This window comes from Cuspidothrix issatschenkoi CHARLIE-1, assembly GCF_002934005.1.
In the GTDB taxonomy this organism is placed as follows: domain Bacteria; phylum Cyanobacteriota; class Cyanobacteriia; order Cyanobacteriales; family Nostocaceae; genus Cuspidothrix; species Cuspidothrix issatschenkoi.
On the sequence record NZ_PGEM01000070.1, the window covers coordinates 1 to 26,302 of the forward strand.

General features: G+C 38.2%; 27 protein-coding genes, 1 tRNA gene and 1 other annotated feature. Of the genes, 16 read left to right on the forward strand and 12 right to left on the reverse strand.

From position 1 onward, the window contains the following. Nucleotides 1-325: 325 nt before the first annotated feature. Nucleotides 326-1,813, reverse strand: a complete 1,488-nt coding sequence (locus tag CUN59_RS10085; RefSeq protein ID WP_104387725.1) for an ArnT family glycosyltransferase — start codon at nucleotides 1,811-1,813, stop codon at nucleotides 326-328. Nucleotides 1,814-2,395: 582 nt separating this feature from the next. Between CUN59_RS10085 and CUN59_RS10090 the strand changes: the two genes are divergently transcribed. Further along, nucleotides 2,396-2,998, forward strand: a complete 603-nt coding sequence (locus CUN59_RS10090) for a Uma2 family endonuclease (protein WP_104387726.1) — start codon at nucleotides 2,396-2,398, stop codon at nucleotides 2,996-2,998. A 7-nt stretch (nucleotides 2,999-3,005) separates the two neighbouring features. On the opposite strand, the gene CUN59_RS10095 is transcribed toward CUN59_RS10090, so the two are convergent. Both CUN59_RS10095 and CUN59_RS10100 read right to left on the reverse strand, forming a co-directional pair. Beyond that, nucleotides 3,006-4,328 (reverse strand): putative hexosyltransferase, encoded by a 1,323-nt coding sequence (locus tag CUN59_RS10095; protein ID WP_104387756.1) that lies wholly within the window; start codon nucleotides 4,326-4,328, stop codon nucleotides 3,006-3,008. A gap of 145 nt (nucleotides 4,329-4,473) precedes the next feature. Next, a complete protein-coding gene (locus CUN59_RS10100; protein ID WP_104387727.1) occupies nucleotides 4,474-4,656 on the reverse strand; it encodes a hypothetical protein in 183 nt (60 codons plus the stop codon). A gap of 142 nt (nucleotides 4,657-4,798) precedes the next feature. On the opposite strand from CUN59_RS10100, the gene CUN59_RS10105 reads away from it, so the two are divergent. Both CUN59_RS10105 and CUN59_RS10110 read left to right on the forward strand, forming a co-directional pair. After that, nucleotides 4,799-5,341, forward strand: coding sequence for a DUF2854 domain-containing protein (locus CUN59_RS10105; protein WP_104387728.1), 543 nt, complete (start codon nucleotides 4,799-4,801; stop codon nucleotides 5,339-5,341). A 179-nt stretch (nucleotides 5,342-5,520) separates the two neighbouring features. Continuing rightward, nucleotides 5,521-7,194 (forward strand): bifunctional serine/threonine-protein kinase/formylglycine-generating enzyme family protein, encoded by a 1,674-nt coding sequence (locus CUN59_RS10110; protein ID WP_104387729.1) that lies wholly within the window; start codon nucleotides 5,521-5,523, stop codon nucleotides 7,192-7,194. Nucleotides 7,195-7,276: 82 nt separating this feature from the next. Here the strand turns inward: CUN59_RS10110 and CUN59_RS10115 are convergent, their stop codons facing one another. Both CUN59_RS10115 and CUN59_RS21410 read right to left on the reverse strand, forming a co-directional pair. Continuing rightward, entirely contained in the window at nucleotides 7,277-7,846 is a 570-nt protein-coding gene (locus CUN59_RS10115) for a Uma2 family endonuclease (protein ID WP_104387757.1), read from the reverse strand. A 283-nt stretch (nucleotides 7,847-8,129) separates the two neighbouring features. Next, nucleotides 8,130-8,306 carry a hypothetical protein gene (locus CUN59_RS21410; protein WP_165790181.1) on the reverse strand — a complete coding sequence of 59 codons (177 nt, stop codon included), beginning with the start codon at nucleotides 8,304-8,306 and terminating at the stop codon, nucleotides 8,130-8,132. A gap of 82 nt (nucleotides 8,307-8,388) precedes the next feature. Between CUN59_RS21410 and CUN59_RS10120 the strand changes: the two genes are divergently transcribed. Beyond that, nucleotides 8,389-8,625 (forward strand): DUF433 domain-containing protein, encoded by a 237-nt coding sequence (locus CUN59_RS10120; protein WP_028091726.1) that lies wholly within the window; start codon nucleotides 8,389-8,391, stop codon nucleotides 8,623-8,625. Beyond that, a complete protein-coding gene (locus tag CUN59_RS10125; protein WP_104387730.1) occupies nucleotides 8,622-8,972 on the forward strand; it encodes a DUF5615 family PIN-like protein in 351 nt (116 codons plus the stop codon). Before CUN59_RS10120 ends, CUN59_RS10125 begins: the two co-directional genes overlap by 4 nt. A 45-nt stretch (nucleotides 8,973-9,017) precedes the next feature. Here the strand turns inward: CUN59_RS10125 and hflX are convergent, their stop codons facing one another. Further along, entirely contained in the window at nucleotides 9,018-10,754 is a 1,737-nt protein-coding gene (gene hflX / locus CUN59_RS10130) for a GTPase HflX (protein WP_104387731.1), read from the reverse strand. Between the two features lie 175 nt (nucleotides 10,755-10,929). On the opposite strand from hflX, the gene rplS reads away from it, so the two are divergent. From rplS to rplL, 8 genes are all read left to right on the forward strand, one after another. After that, nucleotides 10,930-11,292, forward strand: a complete 363-nt coding sequence (gene rplS / locus CUN59_RS10135) for a 50S ribosomal protein L19 (RefSeq protein WP_104387732.1) — start codon at nucleotides 10,930-10,932, stop codon at nucleotides 11,290-11,292. 149 nt (nucleotides 11,293-11,441) lie between these two features. Further along, nucleotides 11,442-11,514, forward strand: a tRNA-Trp gene (locus CUN59_RS10140). Nucleotides 11,515-11,697: 183 nt separating this feature from the next. Further along, nucleotides 11,698-11,919 carry a preprotein translocase subunit SecE gene (gene secE, locus CUN59_RS10145; RefSeq protein WP_104387733.1) on the forward strand — a complete coding sequence of 74 codons (222 nt, stop codon included), beginning with the start codon at nucleotides 11,698-11,700 and terminating at the stop codon, nucleotides 11,917-11,919. Then, nucleotides 11,919-12,551, forward strand: a complete 633-nt coding sequence (gene nusG / locus CUN59_RS10150; protein ID WP_104387734.1) for a transcription termination/antitermination protein NusG — start codon at nucleotides 11,919-11,921, stop codon at nucleotides 12,549-12,551. Before secE ends, nusG begins: the two co-directional genes overlap by 1 nt. A gap of 6 nt (nucleotides 12,552-12,557) precedes the next feature. Then, nucleotides 12,558-12,983, forward strand: coding sequence for a 50S ribosomal protein L11 (gene rplK / locus CUN59_RS10155; RefSeq protein ID WP_104387735.1), 426 nt, complete (start codon nucleotides 12,558-12,560; stop codon nucleotides 12,981-12,983). Between the two features lie 120 nt (nucleotides 12,984-13,103). Further along, entirely contained in the window at nucleotides 13,104-13,820 is a 717-nt protein-coding gene (rplA, locus tag CUN59_RS10160; protein WP_104387736.1) for a 50S ribosomal protein L1, read from the forward strand. An 87-nt stretch (nucleotides 13,821-13,907) separates the two neighbouring features. After that, nucleotides 13,908-14,075 (forward strand) — a sequence feature (ribosomal protein L10 leader region). A 132-nt stretch (nucleotides 14,076-14,207) separates the two neighbouring features. After that, complete coding sequence (gene rplJ / locus CUN59_RS10165) at nucleotides 14,208-14,753, forward strand: 50S ribosomal protein L10 (RefSeq protein ID WP_104387737.1); 546 nt, start codon at nucleotides 14,208-14,210, stop codon at nucleotides 14,751-14,753. Nucleotides 14,754-14,843: 90 nt separating this feature from the next. Beyond that, nucleotides 14,844-15,236, forward strand: a complete 393-nt coding sequence (rplL, locus tag CUN59_RS10170) for a 50S ribosomal protein L7/L12 (RefSeq protein ID WP_104387738.1) — start codon at nucleotides 14,844-14,846, stop codon at nucleotides 15,234-15,236. A gap of 74 nt (nucleotides 15,237-15,310) precedes the next feature. Here rplL and CUN59_RS10175 read toward each other — a convergent pair whose 3' ends face one another. After that, nucleotides 15,311-16,894, reverse strand: coding sequence for an NAD(P)H-hydrate dehydratase (locus CUN59_RS10175; protein ID WP_104387739.1), 1,584 nt, complete (start codon nucleotides 16,892-16,894; stop codon nucleotides 15,311-15,313). Between the two features lie 14 nt (nucleotides 16,895-16,908). Further along, nucleotides 16,909-17,667 (reverse strand): hypothetical protein, encoded by a 759-nt coding sequence (locus tag CUN59_RS10180; RefSeq protein WP_104387740.1) that lies wholly within the window; start codon nucleotides 17,665-17,667, stop codon nucleotides 16,909-16,911. A gap of 231 nt (nucleotides 17,668-17,898) precedes the next feature. Between CUN59_RS10180 and mnmA the strand changes: the two genes are divergently transcribed. Beyond that, nucleotides 17,899-18,954 carry a tRNA 2-thiouridine(34) synthase MnmA gene (gene mnmA, locus CUN59_RS10185; RefSeq protein WP_104387741.1) on the forward strand — a complete coding sequence of 352 codons (1,056 nt, stop codon included), beginning with the start codon at nucleotides 17,899-17,901 and terminating at the stop codon, nucleotides 18,952-18,954. A gap of 106 nt (nucleotides 18,955-19,060) precedes the next feature. On the opposite strand, the gene CUN59_RS10190 is transcribed toward mnmA, so the two are convergent. Together CUN59_RS10190 and CUN59_RS10195 are read right to left on the reverse strand one after the other, a co-directional pair. Beyond that, nucleotides 19,061-19,813 carry an ABC transporter ATP-binding protein gene (locus tag CUN59_RS10190; RefSeq protein WP_104387742.1) on the reverse strand — a complete coding sequence of 251 codons (753 nt, stop codon included), beginning with the start codon at nucleotides 19,811-19,813 and terminating at the stop codon, nucleotides 19,061-19,063. Nucleotides 19,814-20,248: 435 nt separating this feature from the next. Further along, on the reverse strand, nucleotides 20,249-21,466 hold the full coding sequence (locus CUN59_RS10195) for an ABC transporter permease (protein WP_104387743.1): 1,218 nt from the start codon (nucleotides 21,464-21,466) through the stop codon (nucleotides 20,249-20,251). Nucleotides 21,467-21,866: 400 nt separating this feature from the next. Between CUN59_RS10195 and bioU the strand changes: the two genes are divergently transcribed. Next, nucleotides 21,867-22,862, forward strand: coding sequence for a (S)-8-amino-7-oxononanoate synthase BioU (gene bioU / locus CUN59_RS10200; RefSeq protein WP_104387744.1), 996 nt, complete (start codon nucleotides 21,867-21,869; stop codon nucleotides 22,860-22,862). 239 nt (nucleotides 22,863-23,101) lie between these two features. On the opposite strand, the gene CUN59_RS10205 is transcribed toward bioU, so the two are convergent. Together CUN59_RS10205 and CUN59_RS10210 are read right to left on the reverse strand one after the other, a co-directional pair. Further along, nucleotides 23,102-24,472, reverse strand: coding sequence for a DUF2330 domain-containing protein (locus CUN59_RS10205; RefSeq protein ID WP_104387745.1), 1,371 nt, complete (start codon nucleotides 24,470-24,472; stop codon nucleotides 23,102-23,104). Between the two features lie 97 nt (nucleotides 24,473-24,569). Beyond that, on the reverse strand, nucleotides 24,570-25,412 hold the full coding sequence (locus tag CUN59_RS10210; protein WP_104387746.1) for an RnfABCDGE type electron transport complex subunit D: 843 nt from the start codon (nucleotides 25,410-25,412) through the stop codon (nucleotides 24,570-24,572). A gap of 195 nt (nucleotides 25,413-25,607) precedes the next feature. Here CUN59_RS10210 and CUN59_RS10215 point away from each other — a divergent pair, with 195 nt between their 5' ends. Beyond that, nucleotides 25,608-26,273: a polysaccharide deacetylase family protein gene (locus CUN59_RS10215; RefSeq protein ID WP_104387747.1), complete on the forward strand. Its 666-nt coding sequence runs from the start codon at nucleotides 25,608-25,610 to the stop codon at nucleotides 26,271-26,273. Nucleotides 26,274-26,302 lie beyond the last annotated feature (29 nt).

The following is a 26,302-nucleotide window of genomic DNA, read 5'->3' on the forward strand; positions in this document are numbered from 1 at the left end:
GAAGTGCGGAATGTGGGTTAATAGATATTTTTTTTAATTTTTATTATTTTATTATTCTAAAATCAGATAAACTAAGAAAAATATAGGCGCAAAATAAATCAAGTAAGTAGGTGAACCGAAAAATTTAAAGGTATGTGAAGAAAAGTAAAACCGCCCAAAACTTGAGATTGTCGATAGCAAAGCGTGGCTTTTAGCCATAGTGTTCCCTTCCCCCAAAGACAATTTTTAACGCTAACCTACTTATTCTTTGCAGTTTTTGTTAGATAAATTGATCATAATTTGTGAAAAAGTATTGATAAGCGGCAACTAAATTGATTATCTTAAATTATCTCAAGTCAGCAATAAAAGCATTTTTATCATTTATAATATTAGGGTATTTACTAAGAACATTATTAATTTTCTGTTTTTGACCATCATCCACAAATAAATTATAGCTTTCGACAAATTCAAAGCTACCTGCTAAATAATTAGCACCTAATTTAATTTTTGACATTATGTATTCTTCTGTGAGATAACTAGGATTAACTAGCCATCCTTTTCGATGACATAAGTAAAGTAATGTTGGATCACCTCCTGTGGTGAAAATTGTTAATGAATCTGATTTTATGTTTTGTTTAATCATCTGTGCGAGTTGAAATACATCCGATTTATTTGTTCTTTCTTTACGCATATAGTCTATGGAATAAATCATGGAGCCAGTAAGGATAGATAAACATAGACAAACGGTTAAAATTTTACCTATATTTAATTTTTTCTCATATTGATGCCAGTATTTAGCAAAAAACTTACCTATAAATACAACTCCAGGCAGCATTAACGGTAGTTGATAATATTCATGTACTAAGCTCGTAGTAGGTACTATAGCCCAGGATAAGACTACTGAGACTAACCAAATATCAAAGAAATATTCTTCTTGAGTTTTCCTTTTTATAAATAAACCCGCTATAAATATAGGGAACATAAATATAGCAAAATGCCTGAAGGAAGTTCTAAATATTATTTCTGACCAAAAATTAACAGTTAATAACATACTGTATTGATATCTATTTGTTGAACCGCCCCAAAAACCAAAAGTATTACCATATTCTAAAAATAATTGATGAGCATGGTAATACCAAAGAGTAAATGTTATAAGAATGAATAAAGTGTAAAGAAAAATATATATATTAGTGAAAATTTTTATCTTAAATTTATGCCAAGCTAAATATAATAATGGCATACCTATATATAGTATTGGTAAAACTTTAATTAGACATGATAAAGCTACAAAAAATGCTGATATAGACAAGAAATGCACTTTATTTGATTCTAGCCAATTAATAAAATAATATATTCCTGCAACTGTACACATTAACAGCATTGATTCAGGTTGAAAAGTTCGACTATAATATACATTTAAAGGTAAAATGGCAAACAATAAGCATGACCAAAAAGCTACTTGTCTATCAAAATATTTGGTAGTAAGTTTATACAAGAAAAGAATTGTCAATAATGAGAAAACTATAGATGTTAATCTACCGAATAATTCATGTACGCCAAAAAATTTATATAATATAGAAACAATAAATGAATAAATTGGAAACTCTGTTTCACAATAGCCAGGGGAATTTCCACCCCAATCAACTTGAGGATAGAATAGATTAAATCCATTTTCATAGAAATTTCTAGCTATTGCTGCTGTGTCAGCTTGTCGCCAGGAATGAATACCTATAATAGGTGAATTAATATTATATAATCTCACACCTACGGCTATAGCCAGTAAAAATAATATGGGGTATTTATCTACTTTTGTTTTGATGACATCAATGCTCATAATTTATAAATTTAGTTTTAGGTTGATACTGAATTCTTATAAAGATACTAACTGTACCTGCTAATTCAAAAGACAACCGGAATTTCATTAAAATCTAAATACTCACAGCAAACAGAGGGAAAACATCTAAATTGTGCTGTTTGCTGTCATTAACAAATTCATAACTGGAAGTAGCGATCACAGATAGTTAAAGATCCTATGAAACTTATGTTTAACTAATTTTAATAATGTATTGTTTGCAGTGATCATTATAAATCTTAGATGATTTTTTAAAAGGGTAGTTTAACCTCATGGCTGGAACAACGAAGCATCTCGGCATAGGGCTGAATTATACCTTACCGGACTTTTGAAACATACTCTTATAATTTCTAGCCTGTAAAATTTTCTACTAATAGAATTAAGGTATATACACTATCATTTATTTGGTAGGAATTTTACTTTGATATCATATTAACAATTACCATACTTTGGTTGCATTAGAGATGCAACTAGGGGAAGCATTAGAAAATTAATATATAAAAACTTAATCAATAATTATTCCTGATATGCTAGACTGAAAAACGTAGCTTTCTAATCAAAAATATGCAACTAACCCAAAAGCAATATTACACTCCAGAGGAATATCTGGAATTAGAAGCAACTGCTGACTACAAAAGCGAATACATTGACGGACAAATTATTCCTATGGCTGGTGCATCTATAAATCATAACCGCATCTCTTTGAATTTAAGTTCTGGGCTGAATTTTGCCTTCAAAAATCAGAATTACGAAGTTTTCATGGGTGATATGCGTCTGTGGATACCTCAAAAACTAATATACACTTATCCAGATGTGATCATTATTGCAGATGAGGCGGAATTTTTCAATAATCGGACAGATACAATCACAAACCCCCAGGTAATTATAGAAGTTTTATCTAAATCTACCAAAAGTTACGATAGAGAAGATAAATTTGCAGCTTACAGAACAATTCCTACTTTTCAAGAATATCTATTAATTGATCAAAATCGTATTCATGTAGAACAATTTTCTAAAATTGGCAAAAAAAGATGGAATTTGTGTGAGTACGATGAAGAAGATGAAAACATATCTCTGATAACAGTACCTTTTACAATTTCTTTGCAGGATTTGTATAATAAAGTAAATTTTGAAGTTGCAGAACCTGAAACAAAAAACAATATTTGAAAGTTCCTCAACCAACCCAAATTTCCTGGGCAAAACCCACTGCTAATTTACTCAATAAAGTGATAAATATACCCATAACTAAATAAGCATAACGGGGATAGCGAGATAACCACACACCTATAGCTATATTCAGAGGAATAATTCCATAAGCAAGACGACTTAAAGAAATTGTGCCACCAGAAGCTAAAAGTAAACCAATACCACAAAAACCATAAACTATCATTACTGGGGTTAATTGCCGACGGTAATACCATAACAGAAATGTACTACCCAGAATCATAGATACATTTAATAAATTATTAATTAAATTTTGATTTGCCACAATTAATGACAATATAACTATAGCATAACCACTGTAAAATGTAACAGGGCGGAAATATTTACGCCAATATAATAAACAAGAAGAAATAATGACAATAAAACTAAAACATATCGGATACCGAATATCTTTAATTCCCCCTTCATCATTATGTACCCAACCATAATACCAATTATGACCGAAGGGAATTTGCATGAACATATTTAACCAACCTTGCCAGTCAAATCCAAAGGAAGGCCGCCATCCTTTTTGTGCGGCAATAAAGGCGAGAAAATTATCAAAATGTAGCCAACAATAAAAACTAAATATTAACAAACCTGTTCCAGATAATAACCCTGTGACGTAGGCAATTGGTGGTTTACGTTGTTTCCAAGCTGCGATAAAAAACGCCGGAATTAATACCATTCCTGTAGGACGGGTTGCTGTTGCCATTGCTCCGCAAATACCTGTCCAAATATATTTTTTCTCATCAAATGCACGTAAAGCAATTGTACTTAATAATAAATACAAACCTTCTGTATAAATTACTCCAGTAAATAAGGACATAGGACAGTAAGCCATGACGGCAATTGTCCACTGTGCTATGGTGATATTACATTGTTTTTTTAGCCAACCATATAAAAAATATAGTGTGCCTAAAAACGCTAAATTATTAATAATTAATCCCGCAATGTTAAAAGAAAAACCCAATTTCATCAAGATAAAAATACTTGTAGGAAACAAAGGGAAAAAAGCTATATTATGTTGTTTACCATCATCAGCAAATTCATAACCTTCAGTAACTATTGCTCGATAATGAACACTATCCCAAGCATCAAAAACGCCCCAGCCTAAATGGGGTGTAATTCCATCTGACAATGCTGGTATATTTGGAGCAATTAACAACATTGCGGTTATAATTAATACACGACTCACTAGCCACATAGAGCCGGGAAATAAGAAATCGTCCCTCCAGATAAATTTAGCCATCCCTGTAGCGATAGTAGCGATCGCCATTTGTGTTTTCACCATCATGCTTACGTTGTTTCTAACTCTGAAGTAATAACTATGTTTATCTTAAGTAATGTTACGCAATTTTTCGCAAAAAGCAATAGGTAATAGAAATTAATTTCTACTACCCATTCCCAAGGTGAATTTAGATGACTAACAACTGGGATTAATTATTTCCTGTTTCGGGAATAGTCCGTTTAAACTCATCCATTAGATCATCTAATTCTTCCAAAGCCTGATTAACATCAACTCTTAAAGTCCCTAAGTTGGGTTGTTCTAGCAAACTCAGCAACCGTTCACGTTTAGATTGAACCGTGCTAATTCGGTCTTTAATTGTCTGAATATCCATTTTTCCCTTCTAGTCCTTAAACACTTCAAATCTAAAGTTAACGCAAAACGGAAAAATCTCAGTCTTCCCCTTTCCCAATCTGGCGTTAATCAGCGATGATAACAATACTCAGGATCAAAATAAATTATACTAATCTTAAATTATGCTCGGCGGAATTTCTTTAGGAACACTTGGTTTAACAGTAGGTAGTATACTGACCATCACGGGTTTTGTAGCCTACTTTGCCGACAACGCTACCCTCAATTTAGTGGGATTTTTCTATGGTTTTCCCCTATTACTGGGAGGTTTAGCCCTCAAAGCTAATGAACTTAAACCCATACCCTTTAGCCAACCCACCACATCATCCATTCTAGAACTCAGAAACCAACAGGCAACCGTCACACAAACTAAAATCCGCAAAGACATCACACGCTTCTGCTATGGACAAAGAGCGCATTTAGACGAAGCTTTGGCTTATCTAGGTTTAAGTCCCACGGACGAATCAAGACCAATAGTGACAGGTTTACGAGAAACCCAAATCAATGGGGCTTATACCCTCATTTTAGAATTTGATTCGCCATTAATTAGCTTCGATGTTTGGCAACAAAAGCAAGAAAAAATGACCAAATATTTTGGACCTAATGTAGAAATTACCATGACACAGCCTAGAGAAGATTATATTGAACTCTCTTTGATGAAAACCTAACCTAAAACCTCTATCCTCCAAGGAACTCAAATTCCTTGCTAATAGCGCAAGTTATCTAAAGATGACTAAACATTTAAAAAAGTTCCTAGTCCGTTTCAACGGACTTGAGCTATTAGACAGGGAATCTATTCCCTGGCTTAGTATAGTATAATCATCCATAGAAATACCCAACATCTACCATGAGCCAATGCCTTAACCCCGCCTGTATTTATCAAAATCCCCAAGGTACAAGCTTTTGTCAAAAATGCGGCGGTAAAATCCTCTTAGATGATCGTTATCGTCCTATTAAATTTCTGGGAGAAGGTGGTTTTGGTAGAACATTTCAAGCAGTAGATGAAAAAAGATTAAATACACCCTGCGTTATTAAACAATTCTTACCCCAACAAGCTGGAAGTGCGGCCTTAGCAAAAGCTACAGAATTATTTCAACACGAAGCCAAAAGACTCCAAGAACTAGGAAAACATCCCCAAATTCCAGACTTAGAAGCCTTCTTTCCCCAAGATGGTAGACTTTATTTAGTCCAAGACTTTATTGATGGTCAAAACCTCTTAGAAGAATTTCAAAATCAAGGTAAATTAAATGAAGCTCAAATCAGAATTATCTTAGTAGAACTATTACCAGTTTTACAATTTATCCATGATAACAAAGTTATTCATCGAGATATAAAACCAGAAAATATTATTAGAAGCAAAAACGGTAAATTATTCCTGATTGATTTTGGCGTTTCTAAAGAAACAAGCGGTAGTATTTTAACTAGAGTTGGAACTACAGTAGGTACTCCTGGATATGCACCCCCGGAACAGTTGCGGGGTGTGGCTTACCATAATAGTGATCTCTATAGTTTAGCTGTTACCTGTGTGAGATTATTAACGGGACATTTTCAAAAATCTGATAGTTCAGATGAATTGTTTGATACTAACACAATGGCATGGCAATGGCGAAAATATGTTTCTTTAAGTGAGGAATTAACAACCCTATTAGAAACAATGTTACAGGATATTCCTGCTAAACGTTATCAATCAGCTACAGAAGTTTTAGCAGCATTAACAAATCAAAAAACAGTAGTTATTTCTACCCCACAACCACCAGCAAATACGAACGTAAATATCAATCTTCAATCATCCTTTACAGAAGACTTAGGAAAAGGTGTCAAATTAGAAATGATCGCCATACCCGGAGGAACTTTTCTCATGGGTTCACCGGAAAATGAAGCAGAAAGAAGTAGTTGGGAAAGTCCCCAACATCAAGTGACAGTTCCCAGCTTCTTTATGGGAAAATATCAATTGACACAGGCACAATATCAAGCTATTATAGGAACTAACCCATCTCGCTTCAAAGGTAAGAATCGCCCTGTAGAAAGTGTGTGTTGGGATGATGCAGTCGCATTCTGTCAAACGCTCAGTCAAAAGACACAGAAAAACTACAGATTGCCTAGTGAAGCAGAATGGGAGTATGCTTGTAGAGCCGGGACAACCACGCCATTTTCTTTTGGTGACAACATCACCACGGATTTAGTAAACTATGATGGTAATTATCCCTATAAGTCCGCACCAAAAGGCAAACATCGCCAACAAACCACAGATGTAGGAACTTTTCCCCCTAACGCTTTTGGTTTGTACGATATGCACGGGAATGTTTGGGAATGGTGCGAAGATGACTGGCATGAAAATTATATAAATGCGCCTATAGATGGCAGCGCTTGGAATAATCGAAATGATATTAAGCTAATGCGCGGTGGTTCTTGGTACGGAATGGCTAAGGGTTGCCGCTCTGCTTATCGCAATAATTATTCGCGCGATCGTTGTCACTTCGACTTCGGTTTTCGGGTGGTGTCTTCGTTCAGAACTTTGTAGCCCTTTATACTTTTACCCTCTACCCTTCTTTTTCTTTTCCCTTCTTAACGGTGAATTATCAGGTTATTATTCCTGATTCAGATTACCCAAAAACAACACCGCGATAAATTTCCGATATCGGTAAATCAACCCCAATAGACTCCAAAGAAATGGATTTTTCTAAATCATTAAAATCACTCAATAACCAACCTTGAGACTGTTTACTATATTTTTCTATAAAAATTTCATCTTGTTCAACTAATAAATATTCACAAAAACTGCTAATTGAACGATACATCCGAAACTTGCTTTGTCGGTCATAATCCGCGGTTGAACGTGATAATACCTCTACAATTAAAATGGGATTTAAAACTTCATCATTGCGGTTTTCATTTAGTTGCGGTTCATCTGCAAAAACCATTACATCTGGATATACTCCGCGTTTATATTCAGGAATCCATAACCTCAAATCACTATTAATTGGCTCACATTTACTATCACGCAGAATAAACTTGAGAAATGCAAAAATATTGCCCCCTATACGACTATGATTGATTGATCCTCCCGACATTGGCACAATTTCTCCATCACGATACTCACTGCGTTCTTCAGCTTTTTCTTCAATGGCGCGATATTCATCTAAACTATAACGACGCTCAACAGTAGTAATCATCATCTTGCAACCAATTACATTGAAGTAATCATGATTCTAGCAAAACTGGATATCTTGTTGAATCATTGACATTATTATCAATAATATTGAACAATTTTTATTCAAAATATTACCCATATCTCGTTCCCGGTCTTTGAGTGGGAATGCCCTCAAGAGGCTCTGCCTCTGCTATCATTGAAGGCAGAGCCTTCTAAAATTCATTCCCATACAGAGTATGGGAACGAGAATTATTCATTAAGCTTAGATCCCGGACTTCTTTAAGAAGTCCGGGATCTGAAAATCATCAACCACCATCAACAGCGTACTGAATTAACAGAGATAACCGTTGACGCAGGGTTTCTAGTCCCAAACGCTGACTAGCAGAAATAAACACCGCTAAAGGAAACTCTTCTCTTGCCAACGCTAGGTAGTAGGTTGGGTTGAGGTAACGAAGCCCAACACCTGTATCAAATTTTAACAAAATTAGTGCTAGTGTTAGATTGTTTGAGAACCCTCAAGAAAGAAGATATAATTAGTTTAGTCCGATTATCACATCTAAAATCATGAATAACCTGGTATTAGAAAGAATAACAATTAACCATGATATTTGTCATGGTAAACCCTGTATTCGTGGATTACGCTATCCTGTAGAAATGATCTTGGAACTTTTGAGTTCAGGAATGAGTATTGATGATATTTTAGAAGATTATGATGATTTAGAATATGAAGATATTTTAGCAGTTCTCACCTTTGCTACTCAACTCACTCAAGTTAAAAGTATTCGACAATTAGTTTCATGAAATTCTTAATTGATGCTCAATTACCAGGACGTATTGCAAATTTATTGGAACAATTAGGTTATGATGTTGTACACACTAAAAATCTCCCTTTACAAAATGCAACTCCAGATTCAGAAATTAACAAATTATCAATCATAGAACAGAGAATTGTTATTACTAAAGATAAAGATTTTTTAGATTCTTTCCTAATTAAAAAAGAGCCTTATAAACTACTGTTAATAACAACAGGTAATATTAGTAACAAACAAATTGAGCAAATTTTTATCCAAAATATTGCCCAAATCGTTGATTTATTTATGAATTATGATTTTTTAGAACTGACTAAAGATAGTTTGATTATTCATTAAGCTTAGATCCCCGACTTCTTTAAGAAGTCCGGGATCTGAAAATCATCAACCACCATCAACAGCGTACTGAATCAGCAGTGATAACCGTTGACGCAGAGTTTCTAGTCCCAAACGCTGACTAGCAGAAATAAACACGGCTAAAGGAAACTCCTCCCTAGCCAAAGCCAGAGTTTCACTACTAACCTGATCAATTTTATTAAAAGCCACTAACGCCGGACCCGGTGTAATGGGCATTTGTGCGAGTATATCCCGCACTGAGCGAATATGACTTAACCAAGCTGGATGAGATAAATCTACCAAATGCAATAAAGCATCCGCTTCTGTCACCTCCTCCAAGGTCGCCCGAAAAGCATCCATTAAAGATGCTGGTAACTCATGGATAAACCCTACCGTATCCGTCATCAGAGTTTCCTGGGGTGCGCCTGTTTCCGCATGGGGAAGCATTAACCGCCGTGTGGTCGGGTCAAGGGTCGCAAACAATTGGTCAGCGGTATATACTTCCGCGTTAGTGAGGGCATTGAGTAAAGTAGATTTACCAGCATTGGTATAACCCACCAAAGCCACAGAGGGAACTTCTCGGTGTTGTCGCCGTTGACGTAACCGACAACGATGGGCTTGTAATTGATTAACTTCTTGTTGCAGTCGAGAAATCCGTTTTTGAATAGCCCGCCGTTCTGTTTCTAGCTTGGTTTCACCAGGTCCCCTTGTCCCAATACCACCACCTAGCCTAGACATAGCTTGACCTCGGCCTGCGAGTCGGGGCAACATATACTCTAATTGTGCCAGTTCTACCTGCAATTTACCGGCACCAGATTGAGCGCGTTGGGCAAAAATATCTAAAATTACTTCCGTGCGGTCAACTACTCTCACCCCAATTTGTGCCTCTAAATTGCGGACTTGGGATGGCGAAAGATCACGATCAAATACTACCAAGTTAGCACCTAGAGTTTGAGCCGTGATGGCGACTTCTTGAACTTTACCTTCACCGATGACGGTTTGGGGATGAATACGCGATCGCTTTTGCTGTAATGTCTGTAAGACATCACCCCCAGCCGTATCTACTAACCGCGCCAATTCTGCTATAATGTCTTGGAATTGTTGGGGAGTGGTATTTTCAGTTAATACTCCCACAATAACCACCCGATCATGATCTCCATCTACTTCTTGAGCTACATATTCCCGGCTAAACTCCTCTTCTAAACTTTCCACCAAGTCCAGAAAATCTTGATCCGCTAAAGCATCTAAACTTAAAGGTGGTGATGTGCTTGAATATATCCCCGCATCAGGAATACTCATCCCAGCAGACTGACTGGCAACTAGCTGTTTACTATTAGCTACCAGATGCGCTAAATAAGCTTCTTTTACATAGCCAGTTGCACCACCACCACGCTTTGTAAATCCTGCTCCAGTAATATTTAAAACTACTAAAGCATCTAATCTTTGCAAAGCCATCGCCGTTAAAGCCGCTTCATTCGGTGGTTCTGACTTGAGATTAGTAGACAGACAACGAATACCACTGAGACGTTCTGCACCATAACGGGGCAATTCTAGGGGCGGAATTTGGGTTTGACGTGGAGTACCTACACCAACCCGAATCACTTGTCCGCGCCGATTGACGTAGGCACAAACAGGTTGATTAATTTCCGTACTAATTGCTGCCAACCGTTGGGCAAACTCAGCCGTAGTAATGCGATCGCCTGATATTCGCTGGTGGTACAGCCGCTGGAGTTGTTTTAGCTGGCTGGACTTTAAACCTTGAATGTTGCCAAAGATAGTTTCTATAGGCGTTTATGACCAGTTACCTGGCCTCCCCTGAAATCTTTACACAGTCTATTTTACAACAGAGAATAGGGAACAGGGAACAGGGAATAGGGAACAGTCAACTAATATCTAGACTTAGAAGCGATTATAGACTTATAATTAGTGATTGTGAGTTTTTTCAAAAAACAGAAAAATAATGAACGCGCAAGAAATTATCCGCTCGATAGAAGCGGAACATTTGAAATCTGATTTACCCCAAATCTATGTCGGGGACACAGTGAAAGTCGGAGTCAAAATTAAAGAAGGTACTAAATACCGGGTCCAGCCCTATGAAGGTGTAGTTATTGCTATGCGTAATGGTGGCATCAACGAAACCATTACAGTTCGCAAAGTTTTCCAAGGTGTAGGCGTTGAACGAGTATTTTTACTCCATTCTCCCCGCATTGAAAGCATTAAAATCATCCGTCGTGGTAAAGTTAGACGCGCTAAACTCTACTATCTACGCGATCGCGTTGGTAAAGCAACCCGTATTAAACAAAGATTTGACCGCGCTCTGTAACCAAAATTGGGAGTTAATAGGCAAAACTCAAGCTGCAAGCGGCATCCGCCGCTAACTTGCCAAATAAAAAAAAATAAGCTACAATTAGAATCGAAATTGCGTTAAACTAAAAAAAGTTCAGCGCGATGACTGTAACAAGAAAAGCTTGTGCGCTCTTAGTTCAGTTGGTAGAACGCAGGTCTCCAAAACCTGATGTCGGGGGTTCAAGTCCTCCAGGGCGCGCTCAAAAGTAAAAATAACACCCGAAACAATAACGCGACTGCCGAAATGGCAGATAGCGTTCATTATTTCGGGTATAATTATTTTTAAATTACAGCTTACTTGTTGTCATTCAATTGAGGTCGAAGCTGTAAACCTAGAAAAATCATCAGGTAGAGCTAATTAAGAAACGGGGGGATAACGACTGTGGCCAAAAAAAATGAAGCAGAAATGCCAGAAACCGAAAATGGGTTTAGCTTAAACAATTTTTTCCAAGGTACAAAGGAAGAACTTGAGAAAGTAGTTTGGCCCAGTCGGAAACAGTTAGTGAGTGAATCAGCCGCTGTGCTATTAATGGTTACACTCTCCGCATCTTTGATATACTTGGTAGATGGATTGTTCGCTTGGGCGGCAAAACAGGTGTTCTGATGACTTCTGCAACAGACGAACCACGCAACTCAGATTTACAGTCCGAGGAAGCACTCTTAACAGCACTTAAAGAAGCACGTTGGTATGCAGTGCAAGTAGCCTCCGGTTGTGAAAAGAGAGTGAAAACAAACTTAGAGCAACGTATCCAATCTTTTGATGTTGCTGATAAAATTGTCCAAGTGGAAATTCCGCACACACCAACTGTGAAAATCCGCAAAGATGGTAAACGTCAGCCCTCGGAAGAAAAGGTTTTTCCTGGGTATGTGCTAGTACGGATGATAATGAGTGATGATACATGGCAGGTGGTACGAAATACCACCCACGTGATCAACTTTGTGGGCGCGGAACAAAAACGCGGTAGCGGCAGAGGCCGCGGCCACGTAAAGCCAGTCCCTCTCAATCCTTCCGAAGTAGAACGCATATTCAAACAAACCACGGAACAAGAACCAGTAGTCAAAATTGATATGGCTACAGGTGATAAAATAGTTGTGCTTTCCGGTCCATTTAAGGATTTTGAAGGCGAGGTGATTGAAGTTTCCCCAGAACGGAGTAAACTAAAAGCTCTACTCTCAATCTTTGGAAGAGATACACCAGTAGAATTAGAATTTAATCAGGTTAAAAAACAGAGCTAAATACAAATGGCGAAGAAAGTAGTAGCGGTCATTAAATTGGCCCTGAATGCTGGGAAAGCCAACCCAGCACCGCCAGTTGGTCCCGCGTTGGGTCAACATGGTGTTAACATCATGATGTTTTGCAAAGAGTACAACGCCAAAACAGCAGACCAAGCTGGGATGGTAATTCCTGTAGAAATTTCTGTTTATGAAGATAGAAGTTTCACATTTGTACTCAAAACCCCACCAGCATCAGTATTGATCCGCAAGGCAGCAAAGATTGAAAGAGGCTCTGAGCAACCCAACAAAAAGAAAGTTGGTAGCATTACCAGAGCGCAATTACGGGAAATTGCTCAAACCAAACTTCCTGACCTCAACGCTAATGATATTGATGCAGCCATGAATATCGTGGAAGGAACTGCTAAAAATATGGGCGTAACCATCAAAGACTAAGAAGTTAACCAATTTTGCGTTTTGAAAGCTGAGTTAAAAAATTAGACTCAATCCAAAATCTAAAATCCAAAATTTTATCGGGGGAGAGGCACAGCTTCGAGACTACCCCAGGAGAACAAAATGGCAAGAAAAGTATCACGTCGTTTACGGGCGTTGCTCGACAAAGTAGAAGAAAGGGATTATACACCCTTAGAAGCATTAAATCTGTTAAAAGAAACAGCAACCGCTAAATTTCCTGAAGCTGCTGAAGCTCATATCCGTCTAGGAATTGATCCTAAATATACAGACCAACAGTTGCGGACAACTGTAGCACTACCCAAAGGTACAGGACAGGTAATTAGGGTAGCAGTAATTGCTAGAGGTGAAAAAGTTACGGAAGCAACTAACGCTGGTGCTGATATTGCTGGTTCAGAAGAATTAATTGACCGGATTCAGAAAGGCTTCATGGACTTTGATAAACTCATTGCTACACCAGATGTGATGCCACAGGTAGCAAAATTGGGTAAATTGCTCGGTCCACGGGGTTTGATGCCTTCACCAAAAGGTGGAACAGTGACATTTGACATTGGTAGTGCGATCGCCGAATTCAAAGCAGGTAAATTAGAATATCGGGCTGACCGGACTGGGATTGTTCATGTTATGTTTGGTAAGGCTGCTTTTTCACCTGAAGATTTATTAATCAATCTGAAGGCATTACAAGAATCAGTTGATCGTAACCGTCCTTCAGGAGCTAAAGGTCGTTACTGGCGGTCCTTGTATGTGTCCTCTACCATGGGACCATCAATTTCCGTTGACATCAGCGCACTCAGAGAATTAAAACTGACTGACGCTGCATAATTTTGGGTTTTAGATTGATAGTTGGTAGATAGACAATTGAATTTTTTGCTTTATTATCAAGCTTTAATTTCAAATCCGAAATCGAAAATCGAAAATTTAATCAAGCCGGAGACAGCAGGTGCTAATAGCTTAATATCCTGCCGAGGTTGTAATTTTAACCGCCTGGAGTTTGCACAGCAAAACTGTGACAACGACAGCATTAAAAATACTCCTTTGAAACCCTGGCTAAGTTAGCTGGGGTTAATTGTTTTCGGTAAGTCAGCACAAAGGGATAGGTGACAGGTGACAGGAAATATATATAGTCAAAACTGACAACTGACCACTGACAACTAACAACTGACAACTAACAACTGACCACTGACAACTGACATTGGAGGTGAGACAAGTATGGGAAGAACGTTAGAAAACAAGAAAGAGATAGTAGCCGATCTCAAGGAAAGCTTGAGTGAGTCAACCTTGGCATTCGTAATTGATTATCAGGGTTTGACAGTTGCCGAAATCACTGATTTGCGTCGGCAATTGCGTCCTAGTGGTGCTGTATGTAAGGTGACAAAAAACACCTTAATGGGCATTGCGATTCAGGATCAGGAACAATGGCAGCCAATGTCAGAATTACTCAAAGGTTCTTCTGCATTTGTGCTAGTTAAAGAAGATTTATCAGCAATCAAAGCTTATCAAGCATTCCAAAAAGCCGCCAAGAAAACAGAAATTCGTGGTGGTGTGATGGAAGGTCGTGTCCTCAGCGAAGCTGATATTAAAGCTTTAGGAGACTTGCCATCTAAGGAACAACTTATGGCTCAAATTGCTGGAGCTATCAACGGTGTGGCTACCAAGCTGGCTGTTGGTATCAACGAAGTTCCCAGTTCCTTGGCTCGCGCTTTACAAGCTGTCGCTGAAAAAGACAATAGCGGTAGTTCTGAAAGTGCTTCCTAAATTAGTTGTAGTTAGTCAAAATTAATAATTGACAAATCACAACTAACCACTAAAAACTAACAAATCAAACATTCTTTAGGAGTTATATCCATGTCTGCTGCAACCGAACAAATTTTAGAACAATTGAAATCTTTGACCTTATTAGAAGCTTCTGAATTAGTTAAGCAAATTGAAGAAGCATTTGGTGTAAGTGCTGCTGCTACTGGTGGCATGGTTATGATGGCTCCTGGTGCTGGTGCTGGTGCTGCTGCTGAAGTGGTAGAAGAGAAGACCGAATTTGATGCAATTCTTGAATCTGTACCTGCTGATAAGAAGATCGCGGTTCTAAAGATCGTCCGTGAAATCACAGGCTTAGGTCTGAAAGAAGCTAAAGACTTGGTAGAAGCTGCTCCTAAAGCAGTTAAGGAAGCTGTAGCTAAAGAAGCTGCTGAAGATATCAAGAAGCGTATTGAAGAAGCTGGTGGTAAGGTAACAATTAAGTAATTAATTGGTGATTGGTAATTGGTAATAGGTAATTGGTAAAAATTAATTATTACCTATTGCCTCTTTCCCAATTATCACCGCTTCAAAACTGGTATTAAATACTGTGTTAGTGTAAAGGCATCAACTCCTAATTCTGTTCTGGCTTGTGCTGCTAAAATTCCTGCTTGGGAATGCCACCAAGTGGCAGTTGCTACTATATCTTCTATAGAAATTACTTTATTCATAGTTACCGAAACAATCTGGTCTAAAACCTGATCTTTCCAAAAACCGCCTCCTGCCTTCGTTAAAATTTGGGCTAAGAGTCCACCTAATAAACCAGTTAATACATCTCCACTACCACCACGAGCTAAAGCTGGGGTACTTTCGGGGTTGATCCAAACATGACCTTGAGGGTTAGATATGGCGGTTCTTGCCCCTTTTAATAGGATGATAGCCACGCTTTCTTGGGCTGCTGTTTGCACGGCTTTAATTCTATTGAGGGGGGAAATATGGGGAAATAAACGATGAAATTCTCCCGTATGGGGTGTGAGTATAGTGGCTGCTGTACGCTGTTGCAAAGTGGAGATAGTACCTATTTGTGCCAAAATATTTAAAGCATCAGCATCAAGAACAAGAGGACATTCACATTGAATTATTTCGGGTATTAGTGCGGGATGATCTTGTGTTAAACCGGGTCCGCAAGCGATCGCAGTAAATGAATTTAAGTCTGTATTTTCCGGTAATTGTAAATGAGATATTGCTCCTGTTTCTGTTTCCGGACAACCAATAATTAATGCTTCTGGTAAATGGGAAACTAATAAGGGTTTAATAGTTGCGGGAACAGCAATGGATAACATTCCTACACCAGAAGCTCGCGCTCCTAAAGCTGTTAAAATTGCTCCACCTGCATAGCGTCGAGAACCACAAATTAATAGTAAATGTCCTTGTTTATATTTGTGAGTCGTTAGAGGAAGAGGTAAAGGTAAAGTAGATAATGCTGTTGTGGAAGTAATGCGTTTTATTTGGGGACTATCACCTAAAACGGTATAAATATCTGCTAAGGGAATATCAAAATCAATTAATTGTGCTTGGCCAATATAAGGTATTGCTTGTTCTTGCAATAAACCTTGTTTCCATAAACCTAAACAAAATGTATATTGTGCCTGAATAGCTGTGCCTAAAACTTCTCCTGTATCTGTATGTAAACCGGAAGGGATGTCAATACTAATAATAGGCTGATTTCCGGCGTTAAAATAATTAATGGCTGTGGCGATAGTATCAGTAATTTCTCTTTCTAAACCAAATCCAAATAAACCATCAATTAAAAAATCACAATTTGGTAATTCGGTAATTTCTTGATAACAGGGAATGGCTAAATTTCGTGCATATTGAAAATGTTGGGCAGTGAGTTCTTTAAGCTTAGAAAAAGGTTGATAAATCCAAACTTGATAACCTCGAAAATGGAGTTCACGCGCTACAACTAAAGCATCTCCGCCATTATGCCCAGAACCTGCTAAAATTCCTACACATTCCCCAGGGGAAATAATAGCCTGTAAGCGTTGGGAAATCAGTCCTGCCACCTTTTCCATTAAGGCTGCTACAGGCATTCCTGCTGTAAATATTCGAGTTTCAATGTCCCGCATTTGGGAGGCTGTAACAACAAATTGGTCTTTATTCATTTGTCAGTTGTCAATTATTTTCCATAGTAAACTCTAGCATTGCCATAACCGGACTGTTTGAAAAGATTATTCCATTGTTCTGCATCCGAGCGATCGCTAAATGGTCCGATTGCTATATGCGCTCCTCGTGGTTGAGTTCTCATAGAGACATTGATATTTATATTATTGCTATAGAGTCCCTGGCGAATTTCTTCCCTTAGATAACGTAAATTATTGCTATTAGTGGGAATAACTACATAGTAGGCATTTCTTGTTTCCTGGGTATAAGTATTGGTATTGTTAGGAATATTATAAGTTGATGATGATAATTGTTGATTATTATAAGGTGTTACTGGTAAATCTGGATTTGAATAATTGCCAATCCCCGCACCACTAATACCATAAAATTCTAATTCTTTTATCCGTCTTTGGGCATTAGATTGGACAGCAAAAACTCCCGCTTGGATCACATTACGGCCGTTGTAATTACGAATATAAGCAGTGCGTTCAACCTGTTTTACTCGTTGCAACATTTGGGGACTATTGTTATCAACATAAACAAAATATTTATCAGAATTTGGATTAGATTGTGTATATTGTCCAGGTTGATCATATTGGTAATTTTGATTATTAAATTCTATCGCTTCCATGGATTGAGACTGTGCTAATAATAGATTTTTGTTGGGTATTTGGGCTTGAACCGGGCTAGATTCGGAGATGATACCCCAGCATCCACTCACAAGTAAAGAGAACATAGATAAAGGGATCAAGCGATTTACTTTTAAATTCAGCATATTTGTCGCCATCTGTGGTAAAAGTTTTTTCCTACCTATTATTTTAATCAGTTAATTAAAAATTCTATACATATATATACTAAGAATATTCAGAAAACATCTTCTCAGGCTGTAAATTTCTCAGTACCTATGCTAGAATATCGAAATATTGTAACTTGTGATAAGATCAGAAAGTTTGTTTGTGGTGTTTATCGCCGAAATCAGCCGTAAGCACTTTGAAAAGTGTGAATTATGAAAAAAGTTGTCGTTGGTCTTTCTGGTGGCGTTGATAGTTCCGTAGCTGCCGCTATTCTCCATAATCAGGGCTATGATGTAGTTGGTTTAACTCTTTGGCTGATGAAAGGCAAGGGGCAATGTTGCTCTGAGGGGATGATTGACGCGGCTGATATTTGTGAACAATTGGGTATTCCCCATGAGATTGTGGATATTCGGGATGTTTTTCAAACGGAAATAGTTGATTTTTTAGTAACTGGTTATAGCGTGGGAATTACCCCATTGCCTTGTTCTCAATGTAACAAGACGGTGAAATTTGGTCCCATGGTGCAATATGCACGGGAGAAATGGGAATGCGATCGCATCGCTACGGGACATTATGCCCAAATTCGCTATGATGACGCAACTAATCGTTACCAATTGTTACGAGCAGTTGACCGGAACAAGGATCAGTCTTATTTTCTCTATGATTTGTCTCAAGATTTACTAAGTGCGGCAATTTTTCCCCTGGGTGAACTCAACAAAAGCGATACTCGCAGAATTGCCAGCGAATACAATTTAAAGACCGCAGATAAACCAGAAAGTCAAGATTTATGCTTGGTAGAAAGTAACGGTTCGATGCGGGCATTTTTAGATAAATATTTAGCGCCAAAACCCGGTGATATTGTGGATATTGCGGGTAAGGTTTTGGGACAACATGACGGTGTGCATCATTACACGATTGGTCAAAGAAAGGGCTTAGGTATTGCTGCGGCTGAACCTTTGTATGTAATTGAATTAGATGCAGTTAATAACAGAGTTATTGTAGGCGATCGCACCAAAGGAACACAAGGAGAATGCACAGTTAACCGAGTGAATTGGGTATCCATCGCTGAACCTGCAACCCCCATCCGTGCAGAAGTGCAAATTCGTTATCGTTCTCAACCTGTACCTGTAACCGTAATTCCTTTAGAAGATTCTCGCGTGCGTTTGGTATTTGATGAACCCCAATTCAGCATCACACCAGGACAAGCAGCAGTTTGGTATGAAGGTGATCGGGTATTAGGTGGGGGAATTATCGAACAGTTTAGTTGAATTTGTAGGAAATAGATAAAATCATCATTTTATGTCTAGCAGTAATTGGTATATTACCGCTATTTTTACTACCTGAATCTTCCTCTAAATTGGCCTCCTGCCTCCTTCAATGTTGCTGAAGTTGATCAGCAGTTAAATGGGAATGGACAACTTGACCATCACGAAACCAAATAATGCGCTTGGTCTGACTGGCAACTTCTGTTTCATGGGTGACAATGACAACGGTGATCCCACTGCTATTGAGTTCACTAAATAAATCTAATACTTCTTGGGTAGTCTGAGAGTCAAGTGCGCCAGTGGGTTCATCAGCTAGGAGAACAACGGGATGGTTGACAATGGCGCGGGCGATCGCCACCCTTTGTTGTTGTCCTCCAGATAATTGTGTAGGTTTATTCTGGAGGCGATGTTCTAAACCCACTTTAATTAATGCTTCTGTAGCTCGTTCTTTTCTTTCCCCTGGTTTCACACCAGCATACACCATAGGCAGCATGACATTTTCTAGGGCTGTTAATTGGGATAATAAATGGAATTGTTGAAAAACAAATCCTAATTTTTTATTCCGAATATGTGCCAATTCTGTATCATTCATGTGGGCAACATTAACATTATCTAAATAATAATTGCCGGTACTGGGACGATCTAAACAACCAATAATATTCATCGCTGTAGATTTACCAGAACCAGAAGGACCCATAATGGAACAGTATTCACCTTTTTGGATCACTAAATTCACATTATTCAGGGCTTTAACTTCTATTTCCCCAATGCCATAAACTTTGAAAATATCCTCTAAACGAATAATTCCTGATTGCGCTGCATCGGGAATATTTACATCAGTTATAGTTAGAGTATTGTCCATAATAATTTTATCCTTTTTTTTAGTATTTGTCAGTTTTCATGAGTTCGTTCTATAGTACAAGATTACAGCAGTTTTCATGTCCTTAGACCACAGTAAGGGCGAAGCATTCGGATCATAGTCTTAGGTAAAAACTGATAATTAATTGTCCGAATGCTTCGCCCCCACATTATTGACGCGAAACCTAAATCAAAATGTGGTTTATTTACCTGGAAATAGCTATAATTGACAAACTCTATTATCAGTAGGACTTACGCACGAGTTACGGAATAACGAACCGCACCAGGACGCAGAGAACACAGAGGAATAAGAGTTTGAGAGTTTTTTGCGTAAGTCCTAATCAGAAACAACATCAATGGATTGGATAAATACGGTGGCTTAATCAATGGCGAAAATTTCCATAACAGATTCCTAGATTGTTAAAAACCATCTAATTTTTCACGCCGTTCTGAGTGCTACCATAGGATCAAGTTTTGCCGCACGACGAGCGGGAACTACTCCAAAAAATAAACCAATACCACCAGAAACACTAGCAGCTAATACCACTGCGCTAAGTGAAATAGTAGATTCTAAAGGGGTAAATATTCCCACTAAAATAATACTACCACCACCGATAGCAATACCGATTAAACCACCTGCCACCGATAAAATTACAGCTTCAATGATAAATTGCAAAAGAATGTCCGTTTGAGTTGCACCGATAGCTTTACGCAGTCCGATTTCTTGGGTACGTTCGGTGACAGAAACTAACATAATATTCATAATACCAATACCACCAACAAATAAAGAAATACTGGCAATAGCTGCTAACATGGTAGTTAATGCCCCAGTAATTGTATTGCTAATTTCTAAAAGATTCTTTTGGGTTTGAATGGTAAAATCATCTTCGCGGACAATTTTATGTCTGCGTCGCAGTAAGTTAGTAATTTGAAATTCTGCTGCTGATATACTATTTTCATCTTTAGCAGATGCGGAAATTAAAGAAATATTAATGCCATAGGGAGATGTTCTCCCCACTAAACGACTATACATGGTATTAATGGGTATGAAAACTATATCATCACTGTTATTACCAAAGGACGAACCTTTAGATACTGTTAAACCAATGACTTCAAAAGTAGTATTTTGAATGCGAATTTTTTGACCAATAGGATTTTGATTATCAAATATTTTGTTAGCTAAATATGGAGCTAATACGGCTACTCTTCTACTCCGTTTAAGATCGAAATCATTAAAAAATCTCCCTTCTTTGATTTCAAAATTACGCACTGTTGTATAATTTGGCGTAGTTCCAATTACCGTAGTTGTGGCACTTTTATTGCGATAGCTAACGGTGATTCTATTATTAATTTCTGGGGCAACTTCTTGAACTGCACGAACTTGTTGAGCGATGGCTTGAGCATCTTGTAAAACCAAAGTTCTCGGTGTTGTAGTCACTCTTCCCCGACTACCTGGACTACCAGGAACAATAAATAAAATATTGGGACCCAATGATTGAAATTGCTTACTTGCTAAGGTTTGTGCGCCTTCTCCAATGCCAATCATGGCAATAACTGAAGCATTACCAATAATAATTCCTAACATGGTTAAACTACTACGCAACTTATTAGCTAATAAGGTAGTAGTTGCCATTTTTACACTTTCTAAAATGTCCATATTCTTTGACCAATAATGTTAATTTACGTTTTTGACAATTTTGGTAAAACTCAATAGAAAGACTATTAATGAATAAATTTCATATTCATTGAACATTATAGCGGTATGCACTTGAATGAGATACAGAATTTACCTAAAAAACTATACACTCTCATGACTTTCAACTCTGTTCCCTGTTCCCTGTTATGGTGGTCGAACTTACGTTAAACTAAACATGATCCTGCTGCCATACCTGCTCTATCATGCCAAGACGTGCACCTGGCAAATTTACCGGATAGAAGTTAACATCTAAAGAATCTAAATTGATATGTAACAATAGTTTGCTAAATAAGCTAGATTTTTACAACATAACTAGCTATTATACGGAAAATTTAGGTTTATACGCCTTACTAAAATAACTATGAACAAACAACCTATCCGCGTCGGAGTCCTTGGTTTTGGGGGACTCGGCCAAGCAGCAGCCAAACTCCTTTCCAGCAAACGGGAAATGATTCTCGTCGCCGTAGCAGACCAAAAAGGCTACGCATACTCCACAGAAGGCTTAAACACCAACGCTTGTATTACCACCTACCAAAAACAGGGTACAGTGGGTTACTTAGAACCAGTGGGGAAATTAAGCAATAATAGCATTCAAGACCTTATTCAAGCCACTGGTAACGCTGTAGATGGTTATTTCCTGGCTTTACCTAACCTCCCCAATGACTTTATCCCCAACGTCGCTAAACAATTTATCCAAGCTGGTTGGCAAGGTGTCCTAGTGGATGCCATTAAACGCACCAGCGCGGTAGAACAACTTTTAGCGATGAAAGATGAACTGCAAGCCGCAGGAATTACCTACATGACCGGCTGTGGTGCAACCCCTGGACTGTTAACCGCCGCCGCCGCTTTAGCCGCCCAAAGTTACGCCGAAATTCACAACGTTGTCATTACTTTTGGTGTGGGTATTGCTAACTGGGAGGCTTACCGCGCCACCGTTCGAGAAGATATTGGCCATATACCTGGTTATAGTGTAGAAGCTGCTAGGGCGATGACTGACGCAGAGGTAGAAGCATTACTAGATAAAACTAACGGTGTGCTGACTTTGGAAAACATGGAACACGCCGATGATGTGATGTTAGAAATTGCGGGAATTTGTTCACGGGATAGAGTAACCGTTGGTGGTGTGGTGGATACCCGCAACCCCAAAAAGCCCCTGAGTACCAATGTGAAAATTACAGGACGTACTTTTGAGGGGAAAATTTCAACTCATACCTTTACATTAGGTGATGAAACCAGCATGGCAGCTAATGTCTGCGGTCCTGCTTTTGGTTATCTCAAAGCTGCTCAAGAATTACATCAACGGGGTATTTCTGGCCTATTTACTGCGGCGGAAATTATGCCTAAGTTTGTGAAATAACTTTTTTCCACGACTTAGGCAAGTGGCACATTTGTAGGGTGTGGTTCGACAAGTTCACCAACCACATCAGATATCAATAATCTGTTTATTTGCAGGATTCATGCGGTCTGACGCACCCTACAACAGATTTTTATTGTGACACTTGCCTAAGTCCTATTTTCCTTATAAATTTAGTAGAGACGTTCCGGCGGAACGTCTCGACAAGGAAAAATAAAGCGTATCTTCATCCAGAAATGATATTACAAATCTAACCAAGCTAAGAATCTATCCCACCAAGAAGTAGAAAGATTTCCTCCAGATAATTGCATTTTTTGGCGAATATTTTGAATATTCCAATTGGTAAGTCTCGCTAGGGTTTGGGCTTCTTTTTCAAATCTTTGATTTAAAGAACGTTTATATTCTCTGCCAGCACTACATTGAAGATTTCCTGTGAATGGATGTTGTAAAATATAACGTCCTTGAAAAGAGTCCCGTTGGGAAGTTGCTTGAAACATCAAATCTTCAGGAAATTTATTTCTGCTGTAGCGAACGTGCAAGCGGGTAATGAAAACATTACTACTAGGAAAACGAGAACGGAAACTAGGAGATACTGGTCTATCACTATTATTATCCAACCAAAATACACCAGCTTGTTTTAATTCTTCATTATTGAGTGGTTCAGCCGAACAAGGATCACAACTGCTCATATCCCAAGCATATTCTAAAAAGCCAACTTTTTTATCTTCTTTAGTGTAAGAAGTTTGAAACATGGATTTATAAAAGCTACCAAATTCACTTTTTACATAAACGGGAATATTGACATCGGAAGGAACTTTAACTGTGCGATAATTGGTAATTTCTGCTTGTCCTTGGGGTGAAAGAATATAAATAATTAAATCCTGTTCTTTGGTGGCATTAATCATTCCTAAACGAATCGGTAACATAAATTTAGGTGATTCGTAGGAAATTTGTAAAGGACGCAGTAATTCATACCCTGATTGAGAAAATTCGTCTAAGTTGACTTTAGCAACAAAGAATTTCATCGAAGAGCGAATATAGGGTTTGAGTAAGTCTTTTGCACCTTTAGGAATTTTATAACCATTGCGATTTAACCAAATTTCTAATCCTCCAGATTCCTTTGCACTGAGGATGACAATATCATATTCACCAACATTAAATTTGGCTTCAACGGTTACTCCTAAACTGTTATCTTTTTTCATTTCATTAGCTGAACTTCTCATCCTTCCTGCGGCTTGTGGTGCTGGCATATCTGCCATTCTTTCCATTGGGGCGCAGGGGTCAGAATCGAAATATTCAACTAATCTAGGAGCGCTAAAAGCATCTAATCTTTCAATTATTTTTGATTCAGCTACATGAACTTGTTCTTTTTTTAAGATTGTGGGAACAGGAATGACAACGGCGAAATCTTTGACATCTCCCTGAAAATCGTTTGCCATTGTTAAAACGGTGCGATTTCCATCTCGCGCAATGATGACTTGTGAGGCTTGGTTATAGAGTTTTGTATCGGCTTTAGCTACATAAAAACCACAAAAAGCCCAAGCTGTGGGCGTAAAACACAGCACGGCTAAAAGTGCGGATATTAAGGGGATAAATATGCGAAAAAGTTTCATTTTAATTCCTTAATTGATGATAGTTAATTGGTATTGAAATTCTTATTCCCCCAGAATCGGGGGCTAGGGGGTATGAAAACCATAAGAGGCAGCTTGATTAAACTTCTGTATACAGGGTATCCTTACAAGCTGGTATTTCTGTTTTATTTTCCCAAATAAATTGAGGTGTAACCCAGAATTTATCTAATAAAATAGTTAAGGGAGCAAGGGTAAATAAAGCCCAAAATACAGCAGTGGAGATAAAGAAATAGTTTCGCAAAATAAAGGTTAATAAGGCAATAGATATTGCCCAAATAATTCTACTCATGGAGGCATTAGGAATTGATCGGGGATCTGTCACCATAAACAGGGCAAATAATAGTAAAGATCCATTCATTAAATGATGAAAATAAACGTCCCAAGTCCAACCTAACCACATATTTCTGATGGCTGCTAGGAGGGAATAAGCACCTAGAAAAGCGGCGGTGGTGTCCCAACGGCCAACGCGCTGTAAAATCATGCCTCCAGTCCCAGCAAATAATAATCCATACCACCATTCTTCCCCCCATTGTCCTGGGGAAACCCAAGCATCATTAGTGAGGGTGAGAACAGCTATAATGCCAAAATTAGCGGGGTTAAAAAAATGCTTTTCACCAAATTGAAATACAAATTTACTCGCTATGGCGGCAAATCCAGCTAAGGCCATTGTTGGCCAATGATCTGCACGTAGTAATAAGCTAAGTCCCAATGAGGTAATAAGAGGACTACGGATATTAATTGGTTGTATTGTGTCTGGGGATTTGGTGAGCAATGAGCAGATGATTTGAGTTATGATGCAAGAGGCGATCGCCACACAAATCATTTCTGGGTGTAATGTCCAGTCTCGCGTTAAAATTCCCAAAATCAGAAATAAACTCAGAAACAGAATTTGATAATCTCGACTATCTTTGAATGATGTCATCTTGAGTCCAGGAATTACCCGCAGATTTTTTCCTAATTTAAACCAATGTGATCATAAATTAGGTTGTTGTTACAGTTTTTGTAACAAATATGATTTAAAGAATTCAGTCGTAAGGGTGAACGGCCGTTCACCCTACAGGAGGCAGGAGGAAATATTTCTTTCTCTTAACAGTTAACCGTCAACAGTCACCAGTCAATGCAATTTGCACCTCTATTTCCCCTTGTTTACCGAGTTCTCCAACCGACTTTTCCCCATTGTCTCTGGAGTGGAAACTCAAACAGTAAAACTATCGCCCTCACTTTTGATGATGGCCCTCATCCCCAATACACACCGCAAGTATTATCCGTTTTGAAGCATTACAACATAACCGCGAGTTTTTTCTGGCTAGGAAATTGTGTCAATAGGTTTCCAGATATTGCCAAAGCAGTCAGCGATCAAGGATACTGGATCGGATTACATGGTTATGAACATGATTCTTTTCCCCTACTTTCCCCAAGCGAACTAAAACAGAGTTTAGAAAAAACCCAATTTGCTATTTATAATGCCTGTGGTTTATCACCTGCACAAGTGCAAGATGTCCGCCCGCCTAATGGTTTTTTTACGCCTAAAACATTACAATTATTTCAACAGTGGAATTATCGGCCAGTTATGTGGAGTGTTGTTCCTGAAGATTGGTTACATCCTGGGGTGAATGTAGTGGTAAATAGAGTTATAAAACAGGTGAAAAATGGTTCATTAATTGTGTTGCATGATGGCTATTTTGGCGGAAAAGATGTGGCAGAAACTATTAATATTTTAATTCCCCAATTATTAGAAAAAGGCTATGATTTTGTCAATGTTGATAGTTTATGGCAGAAATAGGAGGACTCGACGACTCGTGATTTCCTATC